The organism is Tropicibacter alexandrii (genome assembly GCF_003667315.2).
GTDB classification, from domain to species: Bacteria; Pseudomonadota; Alphaproteobacteria; order Rhodobacterales; family Rhodobacteraceae; genus Tropicibacter; species Tropicibacter alexandrii.
Genome location: NZ_RCTZ02000014.1, coordinates 122,674 through 141,909 on the forward strand (window position 1 = coordinate 122,674; position 19,236 = coordinate 141,909).

General features: G+C 63.1%; 20 protein-coding genes. 11 read left to right on the plus strand and 9 right to left on the minus strand.

The features are described from left to right. Positions 1 to 104: 104 nt before the first annotated feature. A complete protein-coding gene (locus tag D8Z78_RS17200; protein WP_121634020.1) occupies positions 105 to 1,262 on the plus strand; it encodes a Hint domain-containing protein in 1,158 nt (385 codons plus the stop codon). A gap of 3 nt (positions 1,263 to 1,265) precedes the next feature. On the opposite strand, the gene D8Z78_RS17205 is transcribed toward D8Z78_RS17200, so the two are convergent. Next, positions 1,266 to 1,910, minus strand: coding sequence for a ChrR family anti-sigma-E factor (locus tag D8Z78_RS17205; RefSeq protein WP_121634022.1), 645 nt, complete (start codon positions 1,908 to 1,910; stop codon positions 1,266 to 1,268). Next, positions 1,907 to 2,482: a sigma-70 family RNA polymerase sigma factor gene (locus tag D8Z78_RS17210; RefSeq protein ID WP_240672165.1), complete on the minus strand. Its 576-nt coding sequence runs from the start codon at positions 2,480 to 2,482 to the stop codon at positions 1,907 to 1,909. Before D8Z78_RS17210 ends, D8Z78_RS17205 begins: the two co-directional genes overlap by 4 nt. 187 nt (positions 2,483 to 2,669) lie before the next feature. On the opposite strand from D8Z78_RS17210, the gene D8Z78_RS17215 reads away from it, so the two are divergent. From D8Z78_RS17215 to D8Z78_RS17235, 5 genes are all read left to right on the plus strand, one after another. Then, positions 2,670 to 3,959, plus strand: a complete 1,290-nt coding sequence (locus D8Z78_RS17215) for an NAD(P)/FAD-dependent oxidoreductase (RefSeq protein WP_121634026.1) — start codon at positions 2,670 to 2,672, stop codon at positions 3,957 to 3,959. Then, positions 3,956 to 4,729, plus strand: coding sequence for a DUF1365 domain-containing protein (locus tag D8Z78_RS17220; RefSeq protein ID WP_121634028.1), 774 nt, complete (start codon positions 3,956 to 3,958; stop codon positions 4,727 to 4,729). The genes D8Z78_RS17215 and D8Z78_RS17220 overlap by 4 nt, the downstream gene beginning before the upstream one ends. Next, the gene (locus D8Z78_RS17225; protein WP_121634030.1) at positions 4,729 to 5,283 is read left to right on the plus strand and encodes a DUF3833 family protein; all 555 of its coding nucleotides are present in this window, start codon (positions 4,729 to 4,731) and stop codon (positions 5,281 to 5,283) included. The genes D8Z78_RS17220 and D8Z78_RS17225 overlap by 1 nt, the downstream gene beginning before the upstream one ends. Further along, on the plus strand, positions 5,280 to 6,011 hold the full coding sequence (locus D8Z78_RS17230; protein ID WP_121634032.1) for an SDR family NAD(P)-dependent oxidoreductase: 732 nt from the start codon (positions 5,280 to 5,282) through the stop codon (positions 6,009 to 6,011). The genes D8Z78_RS17225 and D8Z78_RS17230 overlap by 4 nt, the downstream gene beginning before the upstream one ends. Positions 6,012 to 6,086: 75 nt before the next feature. Then, entirely contained in the window at positions 6,087 to 6,416 is a 330-nt protein-coding gene (locus tag D8Z78_RS17235; protein ID WP_121634034.1) for a DUF3775 domain-containing protein, read from the plus strand. Here D8Z78_RS17235 and D8Z78_RS17240 read toward each other — a convergent pair. Beyond that, the gene (locus tag D8Z78_RS17240) at positions 6,413 to 7,666 is read right to left on the minus strand and encodes a DNA polymerase IV (RefSeq protein WP_121634036.1); all 1,254 of its coding nucleotides are present in this window, start codon (positions 7,664 to 7,666) and stop codon (positions 6,413 to 6,415) included. The two genes, D8Z78_RS17235 and D8Z78_RS17240, sit on opposite strands and share 4 nt — an antisense overlap. A 40-nt stretch (positions 7,667 to 7,706) precedes the next feature. Here D8Z78_RS17240 and D8Z78_RS17245 point away from each other — a divergent pair, with 40 nt between their 5' ends. After that, positions 7,707 to 8,123 carry an NUDIX domain-containing protein gene (locus D8Z78_RS17245; protein WP_240672166.1) on the plus strand — a complete coding sequence of 139 codons (417 nt, stop codon included), beginning with the start codon at positions 7,707 to 7,709 and terminating at the stop codon, positions 8,121 to 8,123. Positions 8,124 to 8,246: 123 nt separating this feature from the next. Here D8Z78_RS17245 and D8Z78_RS17250 read toward each other — a convergent pair whose 3' ends face one another. The 3 genes from D8Z78_RS17250 to D8Z78_RS17260 all read right to left on the minus strand — a co-directional run bounded on the left by D8Z78_RS17250 (position 8,247) and on the right by D8Z78_RS17260 (position 9,772). Next, positions 8,247 to 8,498 (minus strand): hypothetical protein, encoded by a 252-nt coding sequence (locus D8Z78_RS17250; RefSeq protein WP_121634040.1) that lies wholly within the window; start codon positions 8,496 to 8,498, stop codon positions 8,247 to 8,249. A gap of 197 nt (positions 8,499 to 8,695) precedes the next feature. Beyond that, entirely contained in the window at positions 8,696 to 9,421 is a 726-nt protein-coding gene (pyrF, locus tag D8Z78_RS17255) for an orotidine-5'-phosphate decarboxylase (protein ID WP_121634042.1), read from the minus strand. Positions 9,422 to 9,475: 54 nt separating this feature from the next. After that, positions 9,476 to 9,772 (minus strand): hypothetical protein, encoded by a 297-nt coding sequence (locus D8Z78_RS17260; RefSeq protein WP_121634044.1) that lies wholly within the window; start codon positions 9,770 to 9,772, stop codon positions 9,476 to 9,478. Between the two features lie 200 nt (positions 9,773 to 9,972). On the opposite strand from D8Z78_RS17260, the gene clpB reads away from it, so the two are divergent. Continuing rightward, positions 9,973 to 12,585 carry an ATP-dependent chaperone ClpB gene (gene clpB, locus D8Z78_RS17265; RefSeq protein ID WP_121634047.1) on the plus strand — a complete coding sequence of 871 codons (2,613 nt, stop codon included), beginning with the start codon at positions 9,973 to 9,975 and terminating at the stop codon, positions 12,583 to 12,585. Between the two features lie 51 nt (positions 12,586 to 12,636). On the opposite strand, the gene D8Z78_RS17270 is transcribed toward clpB, so the two are convergent. The 3 genes from D8Z78_RS17270 to D8Z78_RS17280 all read right to left on the minus strand — a co-directional run bounded on the left by D8Z78_RS17270 (position 12,637) and on the right by D8Z78_RS17280 (position 15,537). Next, positions 12,637 to 14,229, minus strand: coding sequence for a calcium-binding protein (locus D8Z78_RS17270; RefSeq protein WP_121634049.1), 1,593 nt, complete (start codon positions 14,227 to 14,229; stop codon positions 12,637 to 12,639). Between the two features lie 222 nt (positions 14,230 to 14,451). Next, the gene (locus tag D8Z78_RS17275) at positions 14,452 to 14,925 is read right to left on the minus strand and encodes a fasciclin domain-containing protein (RefSeq protein WP_121634051.1); all 474 of its coding nucleotides are present in this window, start codon (positions 14,923 to 14,925) and stop codon (positions 14,452 to 14,454) included. Positions 14,926 to 15,093: 168 nt separating this feature from the next. Next, positions 15,094 to 15,537 carry a DUF302 domain-containing protein gene (locus tag D8Z78_RS17280; RefSeq protein WP_121634052.1) on the minus strand — a complete coding sequence of 148 codons (444 nt, stop codon included), beginning with the start codon at positions 15,535 to 15,537 and terminating at the stop codon, positions 15,094 to 15,096. A gap of 117 nt (positions 15,538 to 15,654) precedes the next feature. Here D8Z78_RS17280 and D8Z78_RS17285 point away from each other — a divergent pair, with 117 nt between their 5' ends. From D8Z78_RS17285 to msrQ, 3 genes are all read left to right on the plus strand, one after another. Continuing rightward, entirely contained in the window at positions 15,655 to 17,190 is a 1,536-nt protein-coding gene (locus D8Z78_RS17285) for an FMN-binding glutamate synthase family protein (protein ID WP_121634054.1), read from the plus strand. 102 nt (positions 17,191 to 17,292) lie between these two features. Next, the gene (gene msrP, locus D8Z78_RS17290; RefSeq protein ID WP_121634056.1) at positions 17,293 to 18,186 is read left to right on the plus strand and encodes a protein-methionine-sulfoxide reductase catalytic subunit MsrP; all 894 of its coding nucleotides are present in this window, start codon (positions 17,293 to 17,295) and stop codon (positions 18,184 to 18,186) included. Next, positions 18,186 to 18,785 carry a protein-methionine-sulfoxide reductase heme-binding subunit MsrQ gene (msrQ, locus tag D8Z78_RS17295; protein ID WP_121634058.1) on the plus strand — a complete coding sequence of 200 codons (600 nt, stop codon included), beginning with the start codon at positions 18,186 to 18,188 and terminating at the stop codon, positions 18,783 to 18,785. Before msrP ends, msrQ begins: the two co-directional genes overlap by 1 nt. Positions 18,786 to 19,236 lie beyond the last annotated feature (451 nt).

The following is a 19,236-nucleotide window of genomic DNA, read 5'->3' on the forward strand; positions in this document are numbered from 1 at the left end:
AAGGCCGGTTTGTTCACACTTGCCGCACTAATTTCATGGGCGTTGCACAGTTTTGCCCGACGAATGAAGGACTGTGCCAATAGCTTTCGAGGGGCTTTCTTTGAATGGGCGCAGTCAACACCCCGCTCTATGACCTGATCGAGGTCACGGGCATCAACGCCAACCAGACTTATACGCTGGGGATGGGCAACCTTCTGGGGTTTGTCGATACGGCGACCTATACGGACGGCGATCCCGACAATACCGCGACCGAAATTGCGGAATTGAACGATATCGATGGCGGCAATTCCGGAACGCTGAGCATCGACGGCGTGGATTATGACATCCAGCTCTATGCTCCGGCCGGGGTTGGCAACGACGTCACGATCGTTGCCGATCAGGGCACGTTCAACCTTGGGGGCGACGGCGGAACCAGCCAGATCGTAATGATGATGGCCACACCGACCGGGGGTGGGGCCGCGCGCTATTTCTTTGCCGTCGACGATGGGGTCGGTGATCTGACCAACATCTCTTCCATTCAGACACGTGGCGTCGACTGGGACCCCGCCGGGAACGATGTCATGATCAACCTCGATCAGGACAACAACCTGACGGTTTGCTTTACCTCCGGGACCCTCATCGAAACGCCGGACGGCCCTCGCCCGGTCGAGGCGATCGAGGTTGGGGATTTGGTTACGACGCTGGATCGCGGGGCGATGCCCGTGGTCTGGCGCCATGCCAGACGCTACGAGGGGCTTGGCGAAGCGGACGCGGCGCACTTGCGCCCGGTCCGTGTCCGTCGCGGCAGTTTGCAGGCCGGGGTGCCGCATCGGGACCTGTTCTTGTCCCCACACCACCGCGTCATGGTGGATTCACCCATCGCACAGCGCATGTTCGGACAAGCCGAACTGCTTATCCCCGCCTTCAAGCTGTCGAAGCTGCCCGGCATTTCCAATTGCGACAAGCTGGGGGCGGTGACCTACCACCACCTGTTCCTCGGCAGCCATGCGGTCGTTTTTGCACATGGCGCGCCAGTCGAAACGTTCCTGCCCGAGCCACAGGCCTTGAACCAGTTGCCCAGCCGCCCGCGCCGCGCGTTGGAGCGGCTGATGACCGGGCCGATCACCCCGGCGCGCGCGTTGCTCGAAAGCGGCCCCCTGTTGCAAGAATTCCTGCGGCGTCACAAGAAAAACGACAAGCCCCTGCTGCGGACCCGGCCTGAGCCGATCCCGCGTCAGGCCGGTCTCACGCTGGTTGCCAGAGACGGTCAGCGCATCGCGTGAGGGTCAGATTTTCAGGAATGGCTGCGCCAGACGGGGCAGGAGTCCCTTGAACCGCAGGGGCGCATCCGTCACCGCAAGGCAGATGCAGTCCTGCGAGATATCGGCAACCGGCATATGTTCCAGATCGTCATCCGCGATCTCGATGTCGCCGCGCGCAAAGCGCCCCTCGGCATCCTCGAACGCCCCCTGCAGCACCAGCGTCAGTTCAAGGCCGTTATGACTGTGATCCGGCACCGCCGTACCAGCCGGAATGTAAAGCAACCGTGCCGTCGCCTCGGGCGAGGTTTCAAGGATCGCCTGTTTCACGCCCATGCCCACGGGCCGCCATTTCACGTCCGAAAGCCCTTTGCCGACATAGTCGGCCAATGGGGCCGGAACGAGATCGCACCCGCGTCTTGGGGCAGGGGTGGCGCTCGTCTCTCCCTTGCGGATCATGTCCAGTGCGCCCGCAAGGCACGCCTCGCTGACCTCGTGGGAATGGCGTTCAAGCAGCACGCCGCCCACCGCGTCATAGGCGTCCAGACTGGCCCTGCACGCGTCGCATAGCGATATATGCGTCGCCACGATCAGGTTGACCGCTTCGGGAAGCGTCCCGGCAGAATAACCCATAAGCAGGTCTTCGGTCAGGTGATGTGTGATCTTTGTCATCGGGCTCGTCCATCCATGGCATGGCGCAGGCGATCCAGCGCCAATCGGATGCGGGATTTGATCGTGCCCAGAGGCAGGCCAGTGGCATCTGCGATCTCGCGGTGCGTGAGTTCGCCGAAATAGGCCTTTTCGATCAATTCTCGCTGTTTGTCGGGCAGTTCGGCAAGCGCCTGCCCGAGGTGATCCATTTCCTGTTGCAGCCCGACCGCATCGGCTTGATCGGGGTCCGGTTCCGGCCCCCACGGCAAGTCCTCGGGTTCGGGGCGGGCCTGCTTGCGCAGCGCATCGATTTTGCGGTTGCGCGCGATGGTAAAGATCCACGTCGCCACCGAGGCGCGCGCCGGGTCGAACTGCGCGGCCTTGTGCCAGACCGTCGCCATCACCTCTTGCGCCACCTCTTCGGCCAGTGCCGCATCCGCGCCGGAGCGCATCAGGAACGCCTTCACCCGCGGGGCAAAGTGCCGGAACAGCGCGACAAATGCCGTCTCGTCCCGGTCGTCGCGAATGCGGATCAGGCAGCTTGTCCAGTCTGGGCTTTCGGCCACGGGTTCGGGATCCTTCCGTTTGCTCAAGACATGGACCGGCGGCGCGCCCACTGCAATGGGCGCAAGGTCGCGGCGTGTCCGAGGCGAAACGGCTTGTAACATGATGAGTATACGCGGCATGTCTGAAACCGGATCAAAAGTTTTTTTCTTCTGATATTCATCCGTTCTGCCGTGCGGGTCGTATCACTCAAGTGACCGCAAAAAAGGATACCTCATGCCGTTCGAAGCCAGCCCCCTGCCACCCCGCAAGATTGCCGTGATCGGAGGTGGGATTTCCGGGCTTGGCGCTGCCCTGATGCTGTCCGAAGACAACGCCGTGACACTCTACGAGGCAGAGCCGCGTCTGGGTGGACATGCCCGGACGGTGCTGGCGGGCAAGCGTGGCGATCAGCCCGTCGATACCGGGTTCATCGTGTTCAACTACGCCAACTATCCCCTGATGGCGGACCTTTTCGCGCGGTTCGACGTGCCGGTGACGAAGTCGAACATGACCTTCTCGGCCTCGCTGCGCGGTGGGGCGCTGGAATACGGGCTGCGCGACCTCAGCGCCACCTTTGCCCAGAAGCGGAATGCGCTGAACCCGCGTTTCCTTCGGATGCTGCGTGACATCTTCCATTTCAACAAGCATGCCGTGTCCGAGGCGCAGGACCCCCGGCTGCCGCTGCGCGATTTTCTCGCCAATCTGGGCACCGGGGACTGGTTCCGCGACTACTACTTGCTGCCGCTCTCGGGGGCGATCTGGTCAACGCCGGTCGAAAAGATCCTAGACTTTCCGGCACATGCCATGATCCGCTTCTTCGAGAACCACGCGCTGCTCAGCCATACCGGCCAGCACCAGTGGTACACCGTACAGGGTGGGTCGGTCGAATACGTTCGCCGGGTCGAGGCCGGGTTGCGTGCCAAGGGTGCCGATCTGCGCCCCGGTTGCCCGGTCGAGGCCGTGCGCCGCGACGCCGCCGGGGTCGAGATCAAGGCCGGCGGGACATGGGAGCGGTTCGACGAGGTGGTCTTTGCCACCCATTCCGATGACAGTCTCGCCCTGCTGGCGGACCCGACGCAGGAGGAGCGTGCGAGCCTGTCCAAGATCGCCTACCAGCCCAATCGCGTCGTCTTGCACAGCGATGACAGCACCATGCCGAAACGCAAAGTCTGCTGGTCTGCGTGGAACTACACCGAGACGGCGCGCAAGGAGATGAACCAGATCGACCTGACCTATTGGATGAACACGCTTCAGCCGATCCCGATGGACGATCCGCTGTTCGTCACGCTCAACAGCACCCGCCCGATCCGCGAGGAGTTGATCCATGACGAGGTCACCCTGCGCCATCCCGTCTATGACCTGACCGCGCTTGACGGTCAGCGCGAGGTGGCGGCGTTGAACGGGTCGAACAACACGTGGTTCAGCGGCGCATGGATGAAGAACGGCTTCCACGAGGACGGCCTGTCGAGCGCGCATGACGTGGTGCAGGCGCTGCGCGCGAGGCTCACGGAGAAGGCCGCATGAGCGTCGACTTGATCTCTGGCCACACATGGCACGGGCGCAAAGGTCGGGTGGAGAACGGCTTTCGTTACTCCATCGACTACGTGCTGCTCGATGCCGAGAAGGCCGGGCCTATGCCTGCGCTTTTCTCGCGCAACCGTGCGAATTTCGCCTCGGTCCGGGATCTGGATCACGGCGGCCCGCCGAAGTCGGGGCGCGGCGCGCCTTGGGCACGCGAGGTTCTCGCCGCGCATGGGCTGTCCGCCGACCGGCTGATGCTGCTCACGCAACCGCGCCTTCTGGGGCATGTGTTCAACCCGGTTTCGTTCTGGCTGGCCTATCGCGGCGAAGACTTGATTGCGGTGATCGCCGAGGTCTCGAATACGTTCGGCGACCGCCATTCGTATCTTTGCGCCAAACCCGGCGGAGATGCGATTACGCCCGAGGACCGCATCGACGCCCAGAAGGTGTTTCATGTGTCGCCGTTTCAGCCGATCGAGGGTGGCTATGTGTTCAGGTTTGACATCCGTCCGGAACGGATCGGGATCTGGATCGATTATGGTCACGAGCGGGGCGGTTTGATCGCGACCCTGTGCGGCCCGCGCCAGCCTCTGACCAATGCGGCGCTCTTGCGGTCTGCGCTGCGCCGCCCGTTCGGCGCGCGACGCGTGCTTGCGCTGATCCACTGGCAGGCTCTCAAGCTGTGGTGGAAAGGCGCGCGTTACCGGACCCGGCCCGAACCCCCGAAGGCGGAGGTCACGCGTTGGCAGGACCATATGAAGGAGGCCTCTTGATGCTCGATTTCATTCTCGGCGCGCTGCTGATGCTGGTGCTTGTCTGGGTTCGCCTGCGGTTCTTCGGTTTTGGCGCGCAACGCCCCGCCGACTATCGCGATGAAAGCGGGCAATTCGACATCCGTCAGAAACTGAACGGCCCGATCCTGTGCGAAGGCGTGATCTACGGTCCGACTGGCCGCGTCATGTCGCGCTTCGTCGGTGATTTCGACGCCAGTTGGGACGGCAATCGAGGCGTGATGAAGGAATTCTTTCAGTATGAAAGCGGCTCCGAGGAGCATCGCGAGTGGTCGCTGACGCTGGACAACCAAGGCAACATCCGGGCCACCGCGCCCGACGTGATCGGCGAGGGCATCGGCAGGCAATCCGGTCCCACGGTGCAATTGCGCTACCGCATCCGTCTGCCCGAAGATGCGGGCGGCCATGTGCTGACGGTGAATGACTGGATGTACCTCGCGCCGAACGGGACCATCGTGAACAGGTCGCAATTTCGGAAATTCGGCCTGAAGGTCGCCGAACTGGTGGCTACGATGCGCCCCAAGGAGCCAGCATGACCAAGTGGACCGGAAAACGTTACTGGATCGTTGGCGCGAGCGAAGGTTTGGGGGCCGCGCTGGCCCACCGGATGAGCGCCGAGGGCGTCGAGCTGATCCTGTCTTCCCGCTCCGAGGAGCCGTTGCAGAAGCTGGCAGACGCGCTGCCGGGTCCGGCGACGGTTGCCCCCGTGGACATGACCGACCTTGAGGGGCTGCGAGCCGTCGTCGAGCAGGCCGGAGAGATCGACGGCGTCGTGCAAGTGGCCGGGGTCTACTGGCCGTTCGGCGGCAAGGATTGGAACGCCGAGCAGGCCGCCACCATGGCCGAGGTCAACTTTGGCGGTGCGATGAAGCTGGTGGGCGCGGTTCTGCCCGGCTTCGTGGCGCGGGACCGAGGGCATCTGGTGCTGACCGGCTCGCTGACCGGCTATCGCGGCTTGCCGGATTCCGCGCCCTACACCGCGTCCAAGGCGGGGATCATGGCGCTGGCGGAATCGCTTTATGCCGATCTGCGCAAGACCGGGGTCAAGGTGCAACTGATCAATCCCGGCTTCATCCGCACGCGCCTGACCGACAAGAACGATTTCAAGATGCCGTTCATCATGGAACCCAAGAAGGCCGCTGAGATCGTCTTTGACCACATGGGCACGGATCGTTTCCAACGCCCGTTTCCGTGGGGCTTTGCCAGCCTGTTCCGTCTGGGGCAATTCCTGCCGGACTGGGCCTATTACCGCCTGATTTCCTGACCCGCTTGCGCAGGATCAAGGCGCGCGCCTGCGGGCCGCGCCATGATTCCCTCGACCCAGGAGAGGAGACGCGAGTTGGAACAGATCAGTGTACGCAAGGTGGCGCAGGTGATCCTGATGGCGCGCGAACTGGATCGCGCAGAGGGCGAATTGCGCGGCTTCATCGACCGCATGAACGAAGAGGAGCAGGCCGCCTTGGTCGCGATCATGTGGATCGGGCGCGGCGCCTTCGAGGCCGAGGAGTTCTCGGAAGCCTATCAGACCGCCTTTGCGGAGGCATCGACGCCCACGGCCGATTACCTGATCGGCACGCCGCATCTGGTCGACAATCTCGAAGCCGGGCTTGAGGCGCTTGGATACGATGCGCTGGACGAGGAAGACGCGCTGATGATGCGCGGGTCCTAGCGCAGGGCGCGACCTTTCAGAATGGCATCCGGGCCGAACCGGGCACGGATCGCATCCGTTGCACGTTCCGCCCGCGCACGGGCCTCGGCCTGCGGGTCCAGCAGGTCGCCGCCACGATCCGCCTGCGTTTCCGGGACGAGATCGGAAATGCCGGTGCCGATCAGACGATAGGCCTTGCCCGGCGGCAATTGGTCGAACAGGCCCCGCGCGGTGCGATAGATCCGGTCGGCGATCTGCGTCGCATCGTGCAGCGACTGTCGCCGCGTCAACGTCTTGAAATCATGCGACTTGAGCTTCAGCGTCACGACGCGGCCCGCCATGCCCTTGGCCTTGGCCCGGTCCGCGACCTTTTCCGCCATGCGCCACAGGTGCCCATCCAGCAGATCCGCATCCGCCGTATCCTCGTGAAAAGTCGTCTCGTTCGAGATCGACTTCATCGGGGCATTGCGGGTGACGCGCCGCTTGTCCTGCCCGCGTGCGAGATGCCAAAGCCGGTCGCCCATGCCACCGAAGCGCGCGATCAGGTCCTGATGATCCCAGCGCAGCAGGTCCTCGAAGGTCCGGATTCCGGCGCGGTCAAGCTGCTGCTGGCTGGCCTCGCCCACGCCCCAGATCATCCGCACGGGTTTCGGACGCAGGAAGTCCTGTGTCTCGGCCTGACCGATCACCGCGAATCCATTCGGCTTGTCGAGGTCTGACGCGATCTTGGCGAGGAACTTGTTGTGGCTCAGGCCGATGGAGCCGGTCAGGCCCAACTCGTCTTTCATCCGCTTGGTCAGGCGGGCCAGCATCACGGCGGGCGGCGCGCCATGCAGCCGCGCGGTGCCGGACAGGTCCATGAAGGCCTCGTCCAGCGACAAGGGTTCGACGGCGGGGGTCATCTCCTCCATCATGGCGCGGATCTGGCGGCTGACCTCGGCATAGACCGCGCCGCGCGGCTTGATCACCACCGCGTCGGGGCACAGGTGCAGCGCCTTGAACATCGGCATCGCGGACCTGACGCCGCGAATCCGCGCGACATAGCAGGCGGTCGAGACGACGCCCCGCTTGCCGCCGCCGATGATCACGGGTTTGTCCGCCAATTCCGGGTTGTCGCGCTTTTCCACGCTGGCATAAAAGGCGTCGCAATCCATATGCGCGATGGACAGGTCGAACAGTTCCGGATGCCAGACGATGCGCGGCCGGCCGCAGGCGGGGCAGCGGCGACCTTGGTCGAATTGGGTCAGGCAGTCTCGACACAGTGCGGGCATGGGCCAGATTTACGCCTGAGTTGCAGCGAGGGGAAGACGGATGGCACCGGCACGGGACTTCATAGGCGCAAAAGTGATGGTGTTTGCGGGCGACCGGCTGTTGGTGCTGCGGCGCGATCACACGCCGGGCATCCCCTGGCCGGGCAAGCTGGATTTCCCCGGCGGCGGGCGGGAAGGGACCGAAGACGCCGCGACCTGCGTGCTGCGGGAAACATTCGAGGAACTGTGCCTGCGGCTTGATCCAACCCGGCTTCGCTTCGTCGAAAACCGGGTCGCGCGCGGCTCGCACGGGGTGTTTTTCGCCTATCACGGCCCCTTGGCGCTGCTGGATCAGGCGCGCTTTGGCGGCGAGGGGGATGGCTGGGGCGACATGGCGCCGATGGACTACGTCAACAGCCCCGATGCGATTCCGCCTTTCGCGGCAATCCTGGGGCGCTATCTGTCTGATATTGAGTAAAAAAGCCGGGACGCCGTAATTGCGCCCCGGCCATCTGGACCGGCCCACCGGGGACGTTGGCAGACCGACCACAGGCTCCGCAGCATCAGGCAGCGCTGCCGCGGTGCGCTGTTCAGAATGGGGTCAGGCTGCCCGGGGAAGCTCCGCATCCTCGGCGCGCAGCCAGGATTGCAGGGCGTCGGGGCGCGCGAAACGCGTCAAGGCATCCGTCAGAAGGCCGTCGGACAGTTCGTCGAACTCTGCGGTCAGCGGCGCATTGCAACGTGCGGCGACGCGATGGGGGCCTTGGGTGGTGTGAAAGGTGACCAGTGCCTCGAAGCATCCTTCGGCGCAGTTATAGGTGATCTCTCCGATCTGGGTCTTGATATCGGGCATGCTCGTGCCTCCAAAACTTATCCACTTTCTGTTGTGGATAACTTGAGAATAAGCACAAGGTTCCGGTCCGCCAAGGGCGGTCACGCTTTTGTGTTAATAAGCGGTTAAAGGCGCCGAGAGGCGCCTGCGGGTAACCTGACCGGGGCGCGTCGATTCCGCAAGCCGGCTTTGGCGACTTGCGGGCGACCGTTGCAGATTTACACGTTCGCCCGGTTGGCCTGAGGCGAGCGCAGCTCGGCGACGATGTCCAACGCGGCCTGACGGGGGTTTTCGGCGGTGTGGATCGGCCGACCGACGACGATGTGATCAGCCCCGTCGCGCACCGCAATGGCCGGGGTTGCAGTGCGTTTCTGGTCGCCAAGCGCTGCCCCGGCAGGGCGCACGCCCGGCGTGACGATCAGCTTGCCCTCGGCTTGCGGCAGGGCGCGGATCATCGCGGCCTCGTTCGGCGATGCGATGACCCCATCGGCCCCGGCCTCCAAGGCCCGTGCTGCGCGTTCAGTCACCAGATCGGCAATGTCGCCCGGCTTGATCAGCGCGCCATCCAGATCGTCGCGGTCCAGCGAGGTCAGGATCGTCACGGCGAGGATTTTCAGATCCTTGCCGCCCGCGCCCTCCTTTGCGGCCTTGACCACGTAGGGGTCGCCATGGACCGTAAGGAAATCGAGGTCGAACTGGGCGATGCCGCGCACCGCCGCCTCGACCGTGGCGCCGATGTCGAAGAACTTCATGTCGAGAAAGATCTTCTTGCCGTGTTCCTGCTTCAGTTCGTTCGCCAGCGCCAGCCCGCCGCCGGTCAGCATGCCCAGCCCGATCTTGTAGAAGGACACGGCATCCCCGAGTTGGCCCACGAGGTCCAGCCCGGCGATTACGTTGGGCACATCGAGGGCGACAATCAGACGGTCATCGGAGAGCTGGGACATGGGGCTGGCCTTTCGCATGGGATTGTCCCCGGATGCGGGGCCAGCGCGCGAAGGTCAAGCCCCCACGCGTCGCCGCGCCAGCGCCACATGCGCGGGGACTGCGATCCGACGGGTCAATTCGGGCGGCAACACCCCCGGCGCAAATTTCAGCTTGCCGCGGTAATCGGGCACACGGCGCGCCTGCGCGATGGCGGCAGCCAGCAGAAGCAGGCGCGTGCGCGTCTCGTCCATTTCCTGCCTGCGTTCCAATGTCAGCGGGATCTGCATTCTGGTGTCCCCCGCGACGAGGGTAACCGACCCGGTGCAGAGATCCCCATCGAACCCGGTGAATTCGATTTCGGTAATGTACATGTGCAACCCCCTCGCACGGCCCCCAGACGGTAGTCGGCGCGGCTTAAGGAAAGGTGCATTTTGAATAGTGGCAATTTTGCAACATTTGAGACTTGAAGGGGCGGCGCCGCGCGCCCATCTTACCCATGAGGCCCCGCCAAGCCTTGTGTGCCGATGATCGGGCACGAGGCGCTAGGGGTGCTTGAAAGAGGAGAGATATCATGAACTTGGAGAAGTTCACGGAACGCTCGCGCGGGTTCCTTCAGGCTGCGCAGACGATCGCCATGCGGGAAAGCCACCAGAAACTGGCACCCGAGCACCTGCTCAAGGCGCTGATGGATGACGATCAGGGACTTGCATCGAATTTGATCAATGCCGCCGGTGGGCAGGCCGCCCGCGTCGTGCAGGTGCTGGACACCAAGCTGGCGCGCATCCCCAAGGTCTCGGGCGATGCGGGGCAGGTCTACATGGATTCGGCCACTGGCAAAGTGCTGGACGAGGCCGAGAAGCTGGCGACCAAGGCGGGCGACAGCTTTGTCCCGGTCGAACGCATCCTGATGGCACTGGCGATGGTCAAGAGCCCGGCAAAAGAGGCGCTGGATGCGGCGAATGTGACGCCGCAGGCGCTGAACTCGGCCATCAACGACATTCGCAAGGGGCGCACCGCAGACAGTGCCAATGCCGAAGACGGCTATGACGCGCTCAAGAAATACGCACAGGACCTGACGGCCCGCGCCCGCGAGGGCAAGATCGACCCGATCATCGGCCGGGACGAGGAAATCCGTCGTGCCATGCAGGTGCTGTCCCGCCGGACCAAGAATAACCCGGTTCTGATCGGCGAACCCGGCGTGGGTAAGACCGCGATTGCCGAGGGCCTTGCCCTGCGCATCGTCAATGGCGACGTGCCGGAATCCCTGCGCAACAAGAAGCTGCTGGCGCTGGACATGGGCGCGCTGATCGCCGGGGCGAAGTATCGCGGTGAGTTCGAGGAGCGGCTCAAGGCCATCCTGAAAGAGGTCGAGGCCGCTGCTGGTCAGATCATCCTGTTCATCGACGAAATGCACACGCTGGTCGGCGCGGGCAAGGCGGATGGCGCCATGGATGCGTCCAACCTGCTGAAACCGGCGCTTGCGCGCGGGGAACTACACTGTGTCGGCGCGACGACCTTGGACGAATACCGCAAACACGTCGAAAAGGACGCGGCCTTGGCGCGGCGGTTCCAGCCGGTCTTGGTGCAGGAGCCGACGGTCGAGGACACGATCAGCATCCTGCGCGGCATCAAGGAAAAGTACGAACTGCACCACGGCGTGCGGATTTCGGACAGCGCCTTGGTGGCGGCGGCGACTCTGTCGCATCGCTACATCACCGACCGTTTCCTGCCGGACAAGGCCATCGACCTGATGGACGAGGCCGCCAGCCGTCTGCGGATGGAGGTGGATTCCAAGCCCGAGGAATTGGACGCGCTCGACCGCGACATCCTGCAAAAGCAGATCGAGGTCGAGGCGCTGCGTCTGGAAGACGATCAGGCGTCCAAGGACCGGCTGGAAAAGCTGGAAAAGGACTTGGCCGACTTGCAGGAACAAAGCGCCGAGATGACCGCGCAATGGCAGGCCGAGCGTGACAAGCTGGCCAGCGCCCGCGACATCAAGGAGCAGTTGGACAAGGCTCGCGCCGAGCTGGATCAGGCCAAGCGGCAAGGCAATCTGGCGCGTGCCGGGGAACTTTCCTACGGCATCATTCCGGGGCTGGAAAAGCAGTTGTCCGAGGCCGAAGAGACCGACGAGATGATGGTCGAAGAGGCCGTGCGCCCGGATCAGATCGCGTCCGTGGTCGAACGCTGGACAGGTATTCCGGCGGGCAAGATGCTGGAAGGCGAGCGGGACAAGCTGCTGGGCATGGAGGACAACCTGCACCGTCGGGTCGTCGGCCAGAATCAGGCGGTCAAGGCGGTGGCCAATGCCGTCCGTCGCGCCCGTGCCGGTCTGAACGACGAGAACCGGCCTTTGGGCAGCTTCCTGTTCCTCGGGCCGACCGGCGTCGGCAAGACCGAGCTGACCAAGGCCGTGGCCGAGTTCCTGTTCGACGACGACAGTGCGATGGTGCGCATCGACATGTCCGAGTTCATGGAAAAGCACTCGGTCGCGCGTCTGATCGGCGCCCCTCCGGGCTATGTCGGCTATGACGAGGGCGGTGTCCTGACCGAAGCCGTGCGGCGCAGGCCCTATCAGGTCGTGCTGTTCGACGAGGTCGAAAAGGCCCACCCGGATGTGTTCAACGTGCTGTTGCAGGTGCTCGACGATGGTGTGCTGACCGATGGTCAGGGCCGGACCGTGGACTTTAAGCAGACGCTGATCATCCTGACGTCGAACCTTGGGTCGCAGGCTTTGTCGCAGCTGCCCGATGGCGCGGATGCGGCGACGGCCAAGCGGGACGTAATGGATGCGGTGCGGGCCCATTTCCGCCCCGAGTTTCTGAACCGTCTGGACGAGACGATCATCTTTGACCGGCTCAAGCGGGCCGACATGGATGGCATCGTCGATATCCAGCTGTCCCGTCTGCTCAAACGCCTCGCCGCGCGCAAGATCCGGCTGGAGCTGGACGAGGGTGCCAAGCAATGGCTGGCAAACGAGGGTTACGACCCGGTCTATGGCGCACGCCCGCTCAAGCGCGTGATCCAGACCGCGCTGCAGAACCCGCTGGCCGAGATGCTGCTGGCCGGTGATGTGAAGGACGGCGACGTGGTGCCCGTCAGCGCCGGGTCCGAGGGCCTGCTGATCGGCGACCGACTGGGGGCCAGCAACCGGCCCAAGCCAGACGACGCGGTCGTCCACTAACGCAAAAGGGCGGGGATTTCCCCGCCCTTTCTTTTTGTTTGCCGGTTAGGCTCAGAACACGAAATCCGTCGCGTCCAGTTGCGCCGCGTCCGTCCAAGCGACGCGGATCATGTCGCCGCCGCCAAGGTCGATATGCGCCTCGGCCCCGGCCTGCGTGATGGTCAGGTCGGCAAAGCCGGTCACGCCCGCGACGCCGGACAGGTCGATCTGGTCGATGCCATCCTCGAAATCCATGATCGCGTCGGTGCCGGTGCCGGTTTCGAAGACAAACGCATCCGCCCCTGCGCCACCCCAGAGCTGGTCCGCATCGGCGCCGCCATTCAGAATGTCGTCCCCTGCATCGCCATACAGACGGTCCTTGCCCGCGTCGCCGTTGACGACGTCGTTGTCGTCACCGCCCCAGAGCTTGTCGTTGTCATCGCCACCATTGATGGTGTCGTTGCCTTCCATGCCGTTGACCTGATCGCGACCGCCAAGCGCCTCGATCATATCTGCGGCGGCCGTGCCGGTCATGTTGTCCTTGCCGTTGCCGCCCAGCATCGTGGCAGCTTGGGCCGCCAGACCAAAATCCGGGCCGGTCAAATCGCCCGGTGCGACCCCTTGCAGGCTGATCGCAGCCGCGTGGCCGTTGGTGAAGGTCACAAGGGTATCGCTGCCCTGCGCGGTCAGGGTGACCTCGCTCATGTCGTGCACGCCGATGGCGGACAGGTCGATGCTGTCGGTGCCGGGCGTAAAGTCGATCACCGTCAGGAAGGTGGCATTGACGCCCAGTTCGATCACGTCCGCGCCGTCGCCGGTGAGGATCACCGCGTCGCCAACCATTTGGAACACGTCGTCGCCCGCGCCGCCATCCAGAGTGTCGGACCCGGTGCCTCCGTTCAGCGTATCTGCCCCGGCACCGCCGTACAGTTCGTCGTTGTCGCCGCCGCCGTTGAGCATGTCGTTGTCGTCGCCGCCCAGCAGCGTGTCGGCCCCGTTTGCGCCCATCAGCGTATCGTCACCGATGCCGCCCTCGAGGGAGTCGTTGCCGGTGCCACCCGACAGGCTGTCCGCGCCCGCGCCGCCAAGCAAGTTGTCGTCGCCCGCATTCCCGAAGATGTCGTCGTCACCGTCGCCTGCATCCATCGTGTCATTGCCATCGAGCATGTCGAGCACGTCCGCGCCGGCGGTTCCGGTCACGTTGTCCGCATCCTCGGTCACAAGCGGAGGAACCGGCGTCTCGGCAATGGTGATCGAATACCCTTCGGTCGGGCCATTGATGCCCTGCACGGCCAGAGAATACATCTGGGTGTAGAGCGGCGTCACTTCCATCGAGATGGTGTTTCCGTCCACGACCGGGTTCGAGATGGTGGAGAAGCTGTTGTTGATCGTCGAGCCGTCATGCACCACGCCATCGGTGAAGTGATAGCCACCCGAATGGAAGTTCGACGGATTGATGATGATCAGCGAATGAAAGTCAGCGATATCGTCGACCGTCATCGTGATGGTGTAGGTCGTCCCCGCCTCCAGTGTCGGCAGGTTGATGCCATCCTGATGGTCTGTATCGCCAAAGGTGCCGACAAAAGTGTCGTCGAAGCCGATAGTATAGCTGCCTGTCGCATAGGCGTTAATATTGGAGTCGGAGGTTTCAAGAATTGTTGCCATTTGGGGTCCTGCCAAAACTAAAAAAGGGGCGGAGCCCGTGCACGCACAGAGCCTCGCTTGGCAGCAGGTCTAGATGGCAGATTGGGACAATTAACGAAACGTTAAGGTTAATATTTAGGTCATATTTTGTGCAAATGCGGCAGACAGGCCGAACTGCGGCAGGTTCAAGGCAAAACGGCCTGCCCCGAAGGGCAGGCCGCTGCATAAGAAGATCCGGTAGGATCAGGGCATGATCACGCCGTCGATGACGTGGATCACGCCGTTCGAGGCCTCGATGTCGGCCTGAACCACGGTCGCGTCGTTCACCATCACGCCGTTGTCGAGGTCGATGGTCACTTCGGACCCTTCGACGGTCGCGGCCTTCATGTCGTCGGTCAGGTCGGTCGACATGACCTTGCCCGCGATCACGTGGTAGGTCAGGATCGAGGCGAGCTTATCCTTGTTCTCGGGCTTCAGCAGGTCCTCGACGGTGCCCTCGGGCAGAGCGGCAAAGGCTTCGTCCGTCGGGGCGAACACGGTGAACGGACCATCGCCCTTCAGGGTCTCGACCAGACCGGCAGCCTCGGCGGCGGCGAGCAGGGTCTCGAACGTGCCCGCGCCCTTGGCGGTGTCGACGATATCCATGGAATGCCCGCCGGCAAATGCCGACGTGCCCAGCAGGGTGGCGGCGAGGGTGAGGGAAGTCTTGCGAAGCATGGTGTGTCCTCCTGTTGCTTGCGTGATGCAGAGGGTTACGGGGCCCACGCCGCATTGGATCACCGGGGATTTCCGCTGATGTCGCTTGACGAAAAGCGCGGTCTCGCTAAGCCGCGCCCTTTCCATGTTTCCAGTGAAATCAGCGTGATCTCACGTGATCGACCGTGATCAATCCAGCCCAATTGCGGCGCGCGCGATGCCGTCCAGCATCGCCTCGACCTTCTTCATGGCCCCTTCGGGATAGGTGCGGAACCCGATGGTCGTGACGTCGGGCGTTTCGGGTCGCACGATGACGAAAATGTCGTAGGGGCAGAAGACGACATTCATCGGATCGGCCTCCATCACCTCGCGGCTGATCTGCGCCGAGCAGAAGGAATAGATGTCCGCCTCTTGAAACAGCACCACGTCCGAGCCAAGGTCGGCGCGCGTGCGCTCCAGCATGTCACCGGTATGGCTGACATGGTCGATGACCAACCCCGCATCCAGAATCGCGTTTTCGAGGCCAAAGGTGACATCGCCGAAGCTTTGATCCGTGTCATAGGTGATCATGTCCGCCCCGCTGGCCGCACCGGTCAGGCCGATCAGCGCACAGGCGCCCAGAAAAATCTTCATGCCGTTCTCCCTTTCACGAATTTTCCAGAAATGCTGCGCTATCCTGCGTAGTGGTGCACAGTACCTGTCAGAGATTGATTTGCATTGAGACAAATCAACACATTCTGGGGAGTGAATATGGGTTTCGCGATGTCGGCGCTGCAATCATTGGCGCTGTTCTTTGTCTTCCTGATCGGCGCCGTCTCGGCGCTTGCGATCATTTTGTTCGTTGTCGACCGCTTCCAGACGGAGGACGCGATTCGCCGCAACTACCCGGTGATCGGGCGATTCCGGCACCTGTTTTCGACCTTGGGCGAATTCTTTCGACAGTATTTCTTTGCCATGGACCGCGAAGAGATGCCGTTCAACCGGGCGCAGCGCACTTGGGTCGAGGGGGCGGCCAAGGGCGAAAGCAACACGGTCGCCTTCGGGTCGACCCGGAACCTGAACGTGCCTGGCACGCCGATCTTCATGAACGCGGTCTTTCCACCGCTGGATGACCAGTACGGGATGACGGAACCGATGGTGATCGGTCCGACCGCGCGTGAACCCTATGCGGCGCCGTCGATCTTCAACATCTCGGGCATGTCCTACGGTGCCTTGTCCAAACCCGCAGTGCGCGCGCTGGCCCGTGGCGCGAAGGAGGCGGGGATCTGGATGAACACGGGGGAGGGCGGCCTGTCGCCCTACCACCTCGAAGGGGGCTGCGACATCGTCTTTCAGATCGGTACCGCAAAATATGGCGTGCGGGACAAGGATGGGAACCTGAGCGACGACAAGCTCAGGCAGGTTGCGGCGCATCCGCAGATCAAGATGTTCGAGATCAAGCTCAGTCAGGGCGCCAAGCCCGGCAAGGGCGGCATCCTGCCCGCCGAAAAGGTGTCCAAGGAGATCGCCGAGATCCGCGGCATCGAAGAGGGCAAGGCCAGCATCTCGCCCAACCGCCATCAGGAGGTGGACGATTTCGGCGACCTGCTCGACCTGATCAAGCATGTCCGCGACGTGACCGGCAAACCCGTCGGGTTCAAGACCTGCATGGGATCGGCCGATCCGTGGTTCGACCTGTTCAAGCTGATCCGCGAGCGCGGCACGGACCATGCGCCCGACTTCATCACCGTCGACGGGGGCGAGGGCGGAACGGGCGCCGCGCCCATGCCGTTGATGGACCTCGTCGGCATGCCCCTGCGCGAGGCGCTGGTGCGGATGGTGGATTTGCGCGACCTTGCGGGGCTTCACGACCGCATCCGCATCATCGCCTCGGGCAAGCTGACACAGCCGGGCGATATTGCATGGGCGATCTGTGCGGGGGCCGATATCGTGACCTCGGCGCGCGGCTTCATGTTTTCGCTCGGCTGCATTCAGGCGCTGAAGTGCAACCGGAACACCTGCCCGACCGGCATCACCACCCACGATCCCCGCCTGCAGAAGGGGCTGGTGGTCGAGGAAAAGTACAAGCGCGTCGCGCGCTACGCCAAGGCCGTCATCAAGGAGGTCGAGACCATCGCCCATTCCGTCGGCGTGGCCGAACCGCGCCTGATGCGGCGCAAGCATGTGCGCTTGGTCAAGGACGACGGCGCCTCCGAACAGATGAGCGTGCTGTACCCGGCGGTGAAACTGGACGGTGATCTGACCGGCGGCCATCACGTGTTCGAAGAGGCGCTGAAACGGATGTAGCGGCGGATTGTTACAGCCCGTGAACACGCATGTGAGAGACTGTGGTTTGGCGCAATGGCCGTCCGGCTTTATCTCTGGAGCAGCCAAACATGGAGGATCACGATGGCGCTGCGCTGGAAGAACGACCTGACCCCTTCGGATGTGACCCCCGAAGCGGTCTTTTTGAACCGCCGTCAGATCCTGGCGGGGATGACCGCCATGGGTGCGGGACTTGGCACCGCCGCCCATGCCCAGGAACTGGAGCCGAACAGCTTCGAGGACATCACCAACTACTGCAACTATTATGAGTTTGGCACCGGCAAGGAAGATCCCGCCCGCTATGCCGGATCGCTGACCACGGAGCCTTGGACGGTGCAAATCGACGGTCTCGTCGAAAAGCCCGGGGACTACGGTCTGAATGACATCCTGTCCCAGATGACGATCGAAGAGCGGATCTACAGGTTCCGCTGTGTCGAGGCATGGTCGATGGTCGTGCCGTGGAACGGCTTCGAACTGGCGGACTTGCTGGACATGGTCGGCGTCAAACCCGAAGCGACCCATGTCGCCTTTGAAACCGTCATGCGCCCCGAGGAAATGCCGGGCCTCCGCTACCCGGTTCTGGACTGGCCCTATGTCGAGGGGCTGCGCCTCGACGAGGCGCGTCATCCGCTGACTTTGATGGCCACTGGTCTGTATGGAAAGCCGCTGCCCAACCAGAACGGCGCGCCGCTGCGTCTGGTCGTGCCGTGGAAATACGGGTTCAAGTCGATCAAGTCGATCGTCCGCATCACCCTGACCGACAGCGAACCGCCGACCTCGTGGAATAAGGCCAATCCCCGCGAATACGGCTTCTATTCCAACGTGAACCCCGAGGTGGACCACCCGCGCTGGTCCCAAGCCACCGAGCGGCCCTTGGGCGGCGGTCTGTTTTCGCGCCGCAAGCCGACGCTGATGTTCAACGGCTATGAAGAGGTCGCCTCTCTGTATGAGGGCATGGACCTGCGGGCGAATTTCTGATGGTCGACCGTCTGAACACGTGGATGCGGCGGGTTCCGACATGGGTCGTCTATGTTTTGCTCGCCGTGCCAGCGCCGTGGCTCTTTTATCTCGGGCTCACGGGTGGTCTCGGTGTCGAGCCGATCAAGGCGTTGGAACATGAATACGGCGAGCTTGCGCTGAAGCTTTTGGTGGTCGGACTGGCGATCACCCCGTTGCGGCGGCTGGTGGGGCTGAACCTGCTCAAGTTCCGGCGCGCCGTGGGGCTCATGTCCTTCTTCTACGTGGCGGCGCATCTGCTTGTCTGGCTGGTTCTGGACGTCCAGCAATTGTCTCTCATCTGGGCCGACATCGTGAAGCGCCCCTATATAACGGTCGGTATGGCGGCGTTCGTGTTGATGATCCCGCTGGCGGTGACCTCCACCAATGGCTGGGTGCGACGCCTCGGCGCCCGATGGAGGCAGTTGCACAAGTTGACGTACTTGGTGGCCAGTCTTGGCGCGTTGCATTTCGTGCTGTTGGCCAAAGGGCTTCAGATCGAGCCGCTGGTATATCTTGTCATCATCCTCGCCCTGCTCGCGCTACGCATGCGACCGCTGTCGCGAGTCAAACTTGCCTGAATCGAAAACCCGGGAGGCGACTCCCGGGTTTTTTGCGACTCGAAGGCCGGGATTCGGGCGATTGGGCCAGCGGAAAAAGGCATCGATTCCACCTCACTTGTATATGAAGTCCATGACGACCCCAGATGTAGGGCTTCGCGATGCTGCAGCGCGGAAGGCTCGGTGATCAAAGGCCAGCTTGGTGGTCGCGGAGGTGTAATTTATGTCGTTTAAAGTCAATGAGTTGCCAGAAAATTCGAGGAAACTGCATTTTTCGTGCGGAAACTGCTTGCGGGTTCTGAACGCTTTCCCTAAATAGCCCCTCACCGGCGGCGCTGACGACACAGGCGGCGCGGCGGGGACGCGAAACGGACCGGATGAGGCGCCAGGGTGGTGCACTGAGGGGAAGGGAAGCAGACATTAGAGGCATGTATCAGGCGGGCGCGCCGTAAAGTTTAGGGCGCTTCGGTCT

Bases quoted from the DNA above. Each gene is read 5' to 3' on its own strand.
- D8Z78_RS17230 (WP_121634032.1), top strand. From the start codon at position 5,280: ATGACCAAGTGGACCGGAAAACGTTACTGGATCGTTGGCGCGAGCGAA.
- D8Z78_RS17205 (WP_121634022.1), bottom strand. From the start codon at position 1,910: ATGACAAAGATCACACATCACCTGACCGAAGACCTGCTTATGGGTTAT.
- D8Z78_RS17200 (WP_121634020.1), top strand. From the start codon at position 105: ATGGGCGCAGTCAACACCCCGCTCTATGACCTGATCGAGGTCACGGGC.
- D8Z78_RS17280 (WP_121634052.1), bottom strand. From the start codon at position 15,537: ATGAAGATTTTTCTGGGCGCCTGTGCGCTGATCGGCCTGACCGGTGCG.
- msrQ (WP_121634058.1), top strand. From the start codon at position 18,186: ATGGTCGACCGTCTGAACACGTGGATGCGGCGGGTTCCGACATGGGTC.
- D8Z78_RS17245 (WP_240672166.1), top strand. From the start codon at position 7,707: ATGGCACCGGCACGGGACTTCATAGGCGCAAAAGTGATGGTGTTTGCG.
- D8Z78_RS17270 (WP_121634049.1), bottom strand. From the start codon at position 14,229: ATGGCAACAATTCTTGAAACCTCCGACTCCAATATTAACGCCTATGCG.
- clpB (WP_121634047.1), top strand. From the start codon at position 9,973: ATGAACTTGGAGAAGTTCACGGAACGCTCGCGCGGGTTCCTTCAGGCT.
- msrP (WP_121634056.1), top strand. From the start codon at position 17,293: ATGGCGCTGCGCTGGAAGAACGACCTGACCCCTTCGGATGTGACCCCC.
- D8Z78_RS17225 (WP_121634030.1), top strand. From the start codon at position 4,729: ATGCTCGATTTCATTCTCGGCGCGCTGCTGATGCTGGTGCTTGTCTGG.
- D8Z78_RS17285 (WP_121634054.1), top strand. From the start codon at position 15,655: ATGGGTTTCGCGATGTCGGCGCTGCAATCATTGGCGCTGTTCTTTGTC.
- pyrF (WP_121634042.1), bottom strand. From the start codon at position 9,421: ATGTCCCAGCTCTCCGATGACCGTCTGATTGTCGCCCTCGATGTGCCC.
- D8Z78_RS17240 (WP_121634036.1), bottom strand. From the start codon at position 7,666: ATGCCCGCACTGTGTCGAGACTGCCTGACCCAATTCGACCAAGGTCGC.
- D8Z78_RS17215 (WP_121634026.1), top strand. From the start codon at position 2,670: ATGCCGTTCGAAGCCAGCCCCCTGCCACCCCGCAAGATTGCCGTGATC.
- D8Z78_RS17220 (WP_121634028.1), top strand. From the start codon at position 3,956: ATGAGCGTCGACTTGATCTCTGGCCACACATGGCACGGGCGCAAAGGT.
- D8Z78_RS17250 (WP_121634040.1), bottom strand. From the start codon at position 8,498: ATGCCCGATATCAAGACCCAGATCGGAGAGATCACCTATAACTGCGCC.
- D8Z78_RS17275 (WP_121634051.1), bottom strand. From the start codon at position 14,925: ATGCTTCGCAAGACTTCCCTCACCCTCGCCGCCACCCTGCTGGGCACG.
- D8Z78_RS17260 (WP_121634044.1), bottom strand. From the start codon at position 9,772: ATGTACATTACCGAAATCGAATTCACCGGGTTCGATGGGGATCTCTGC.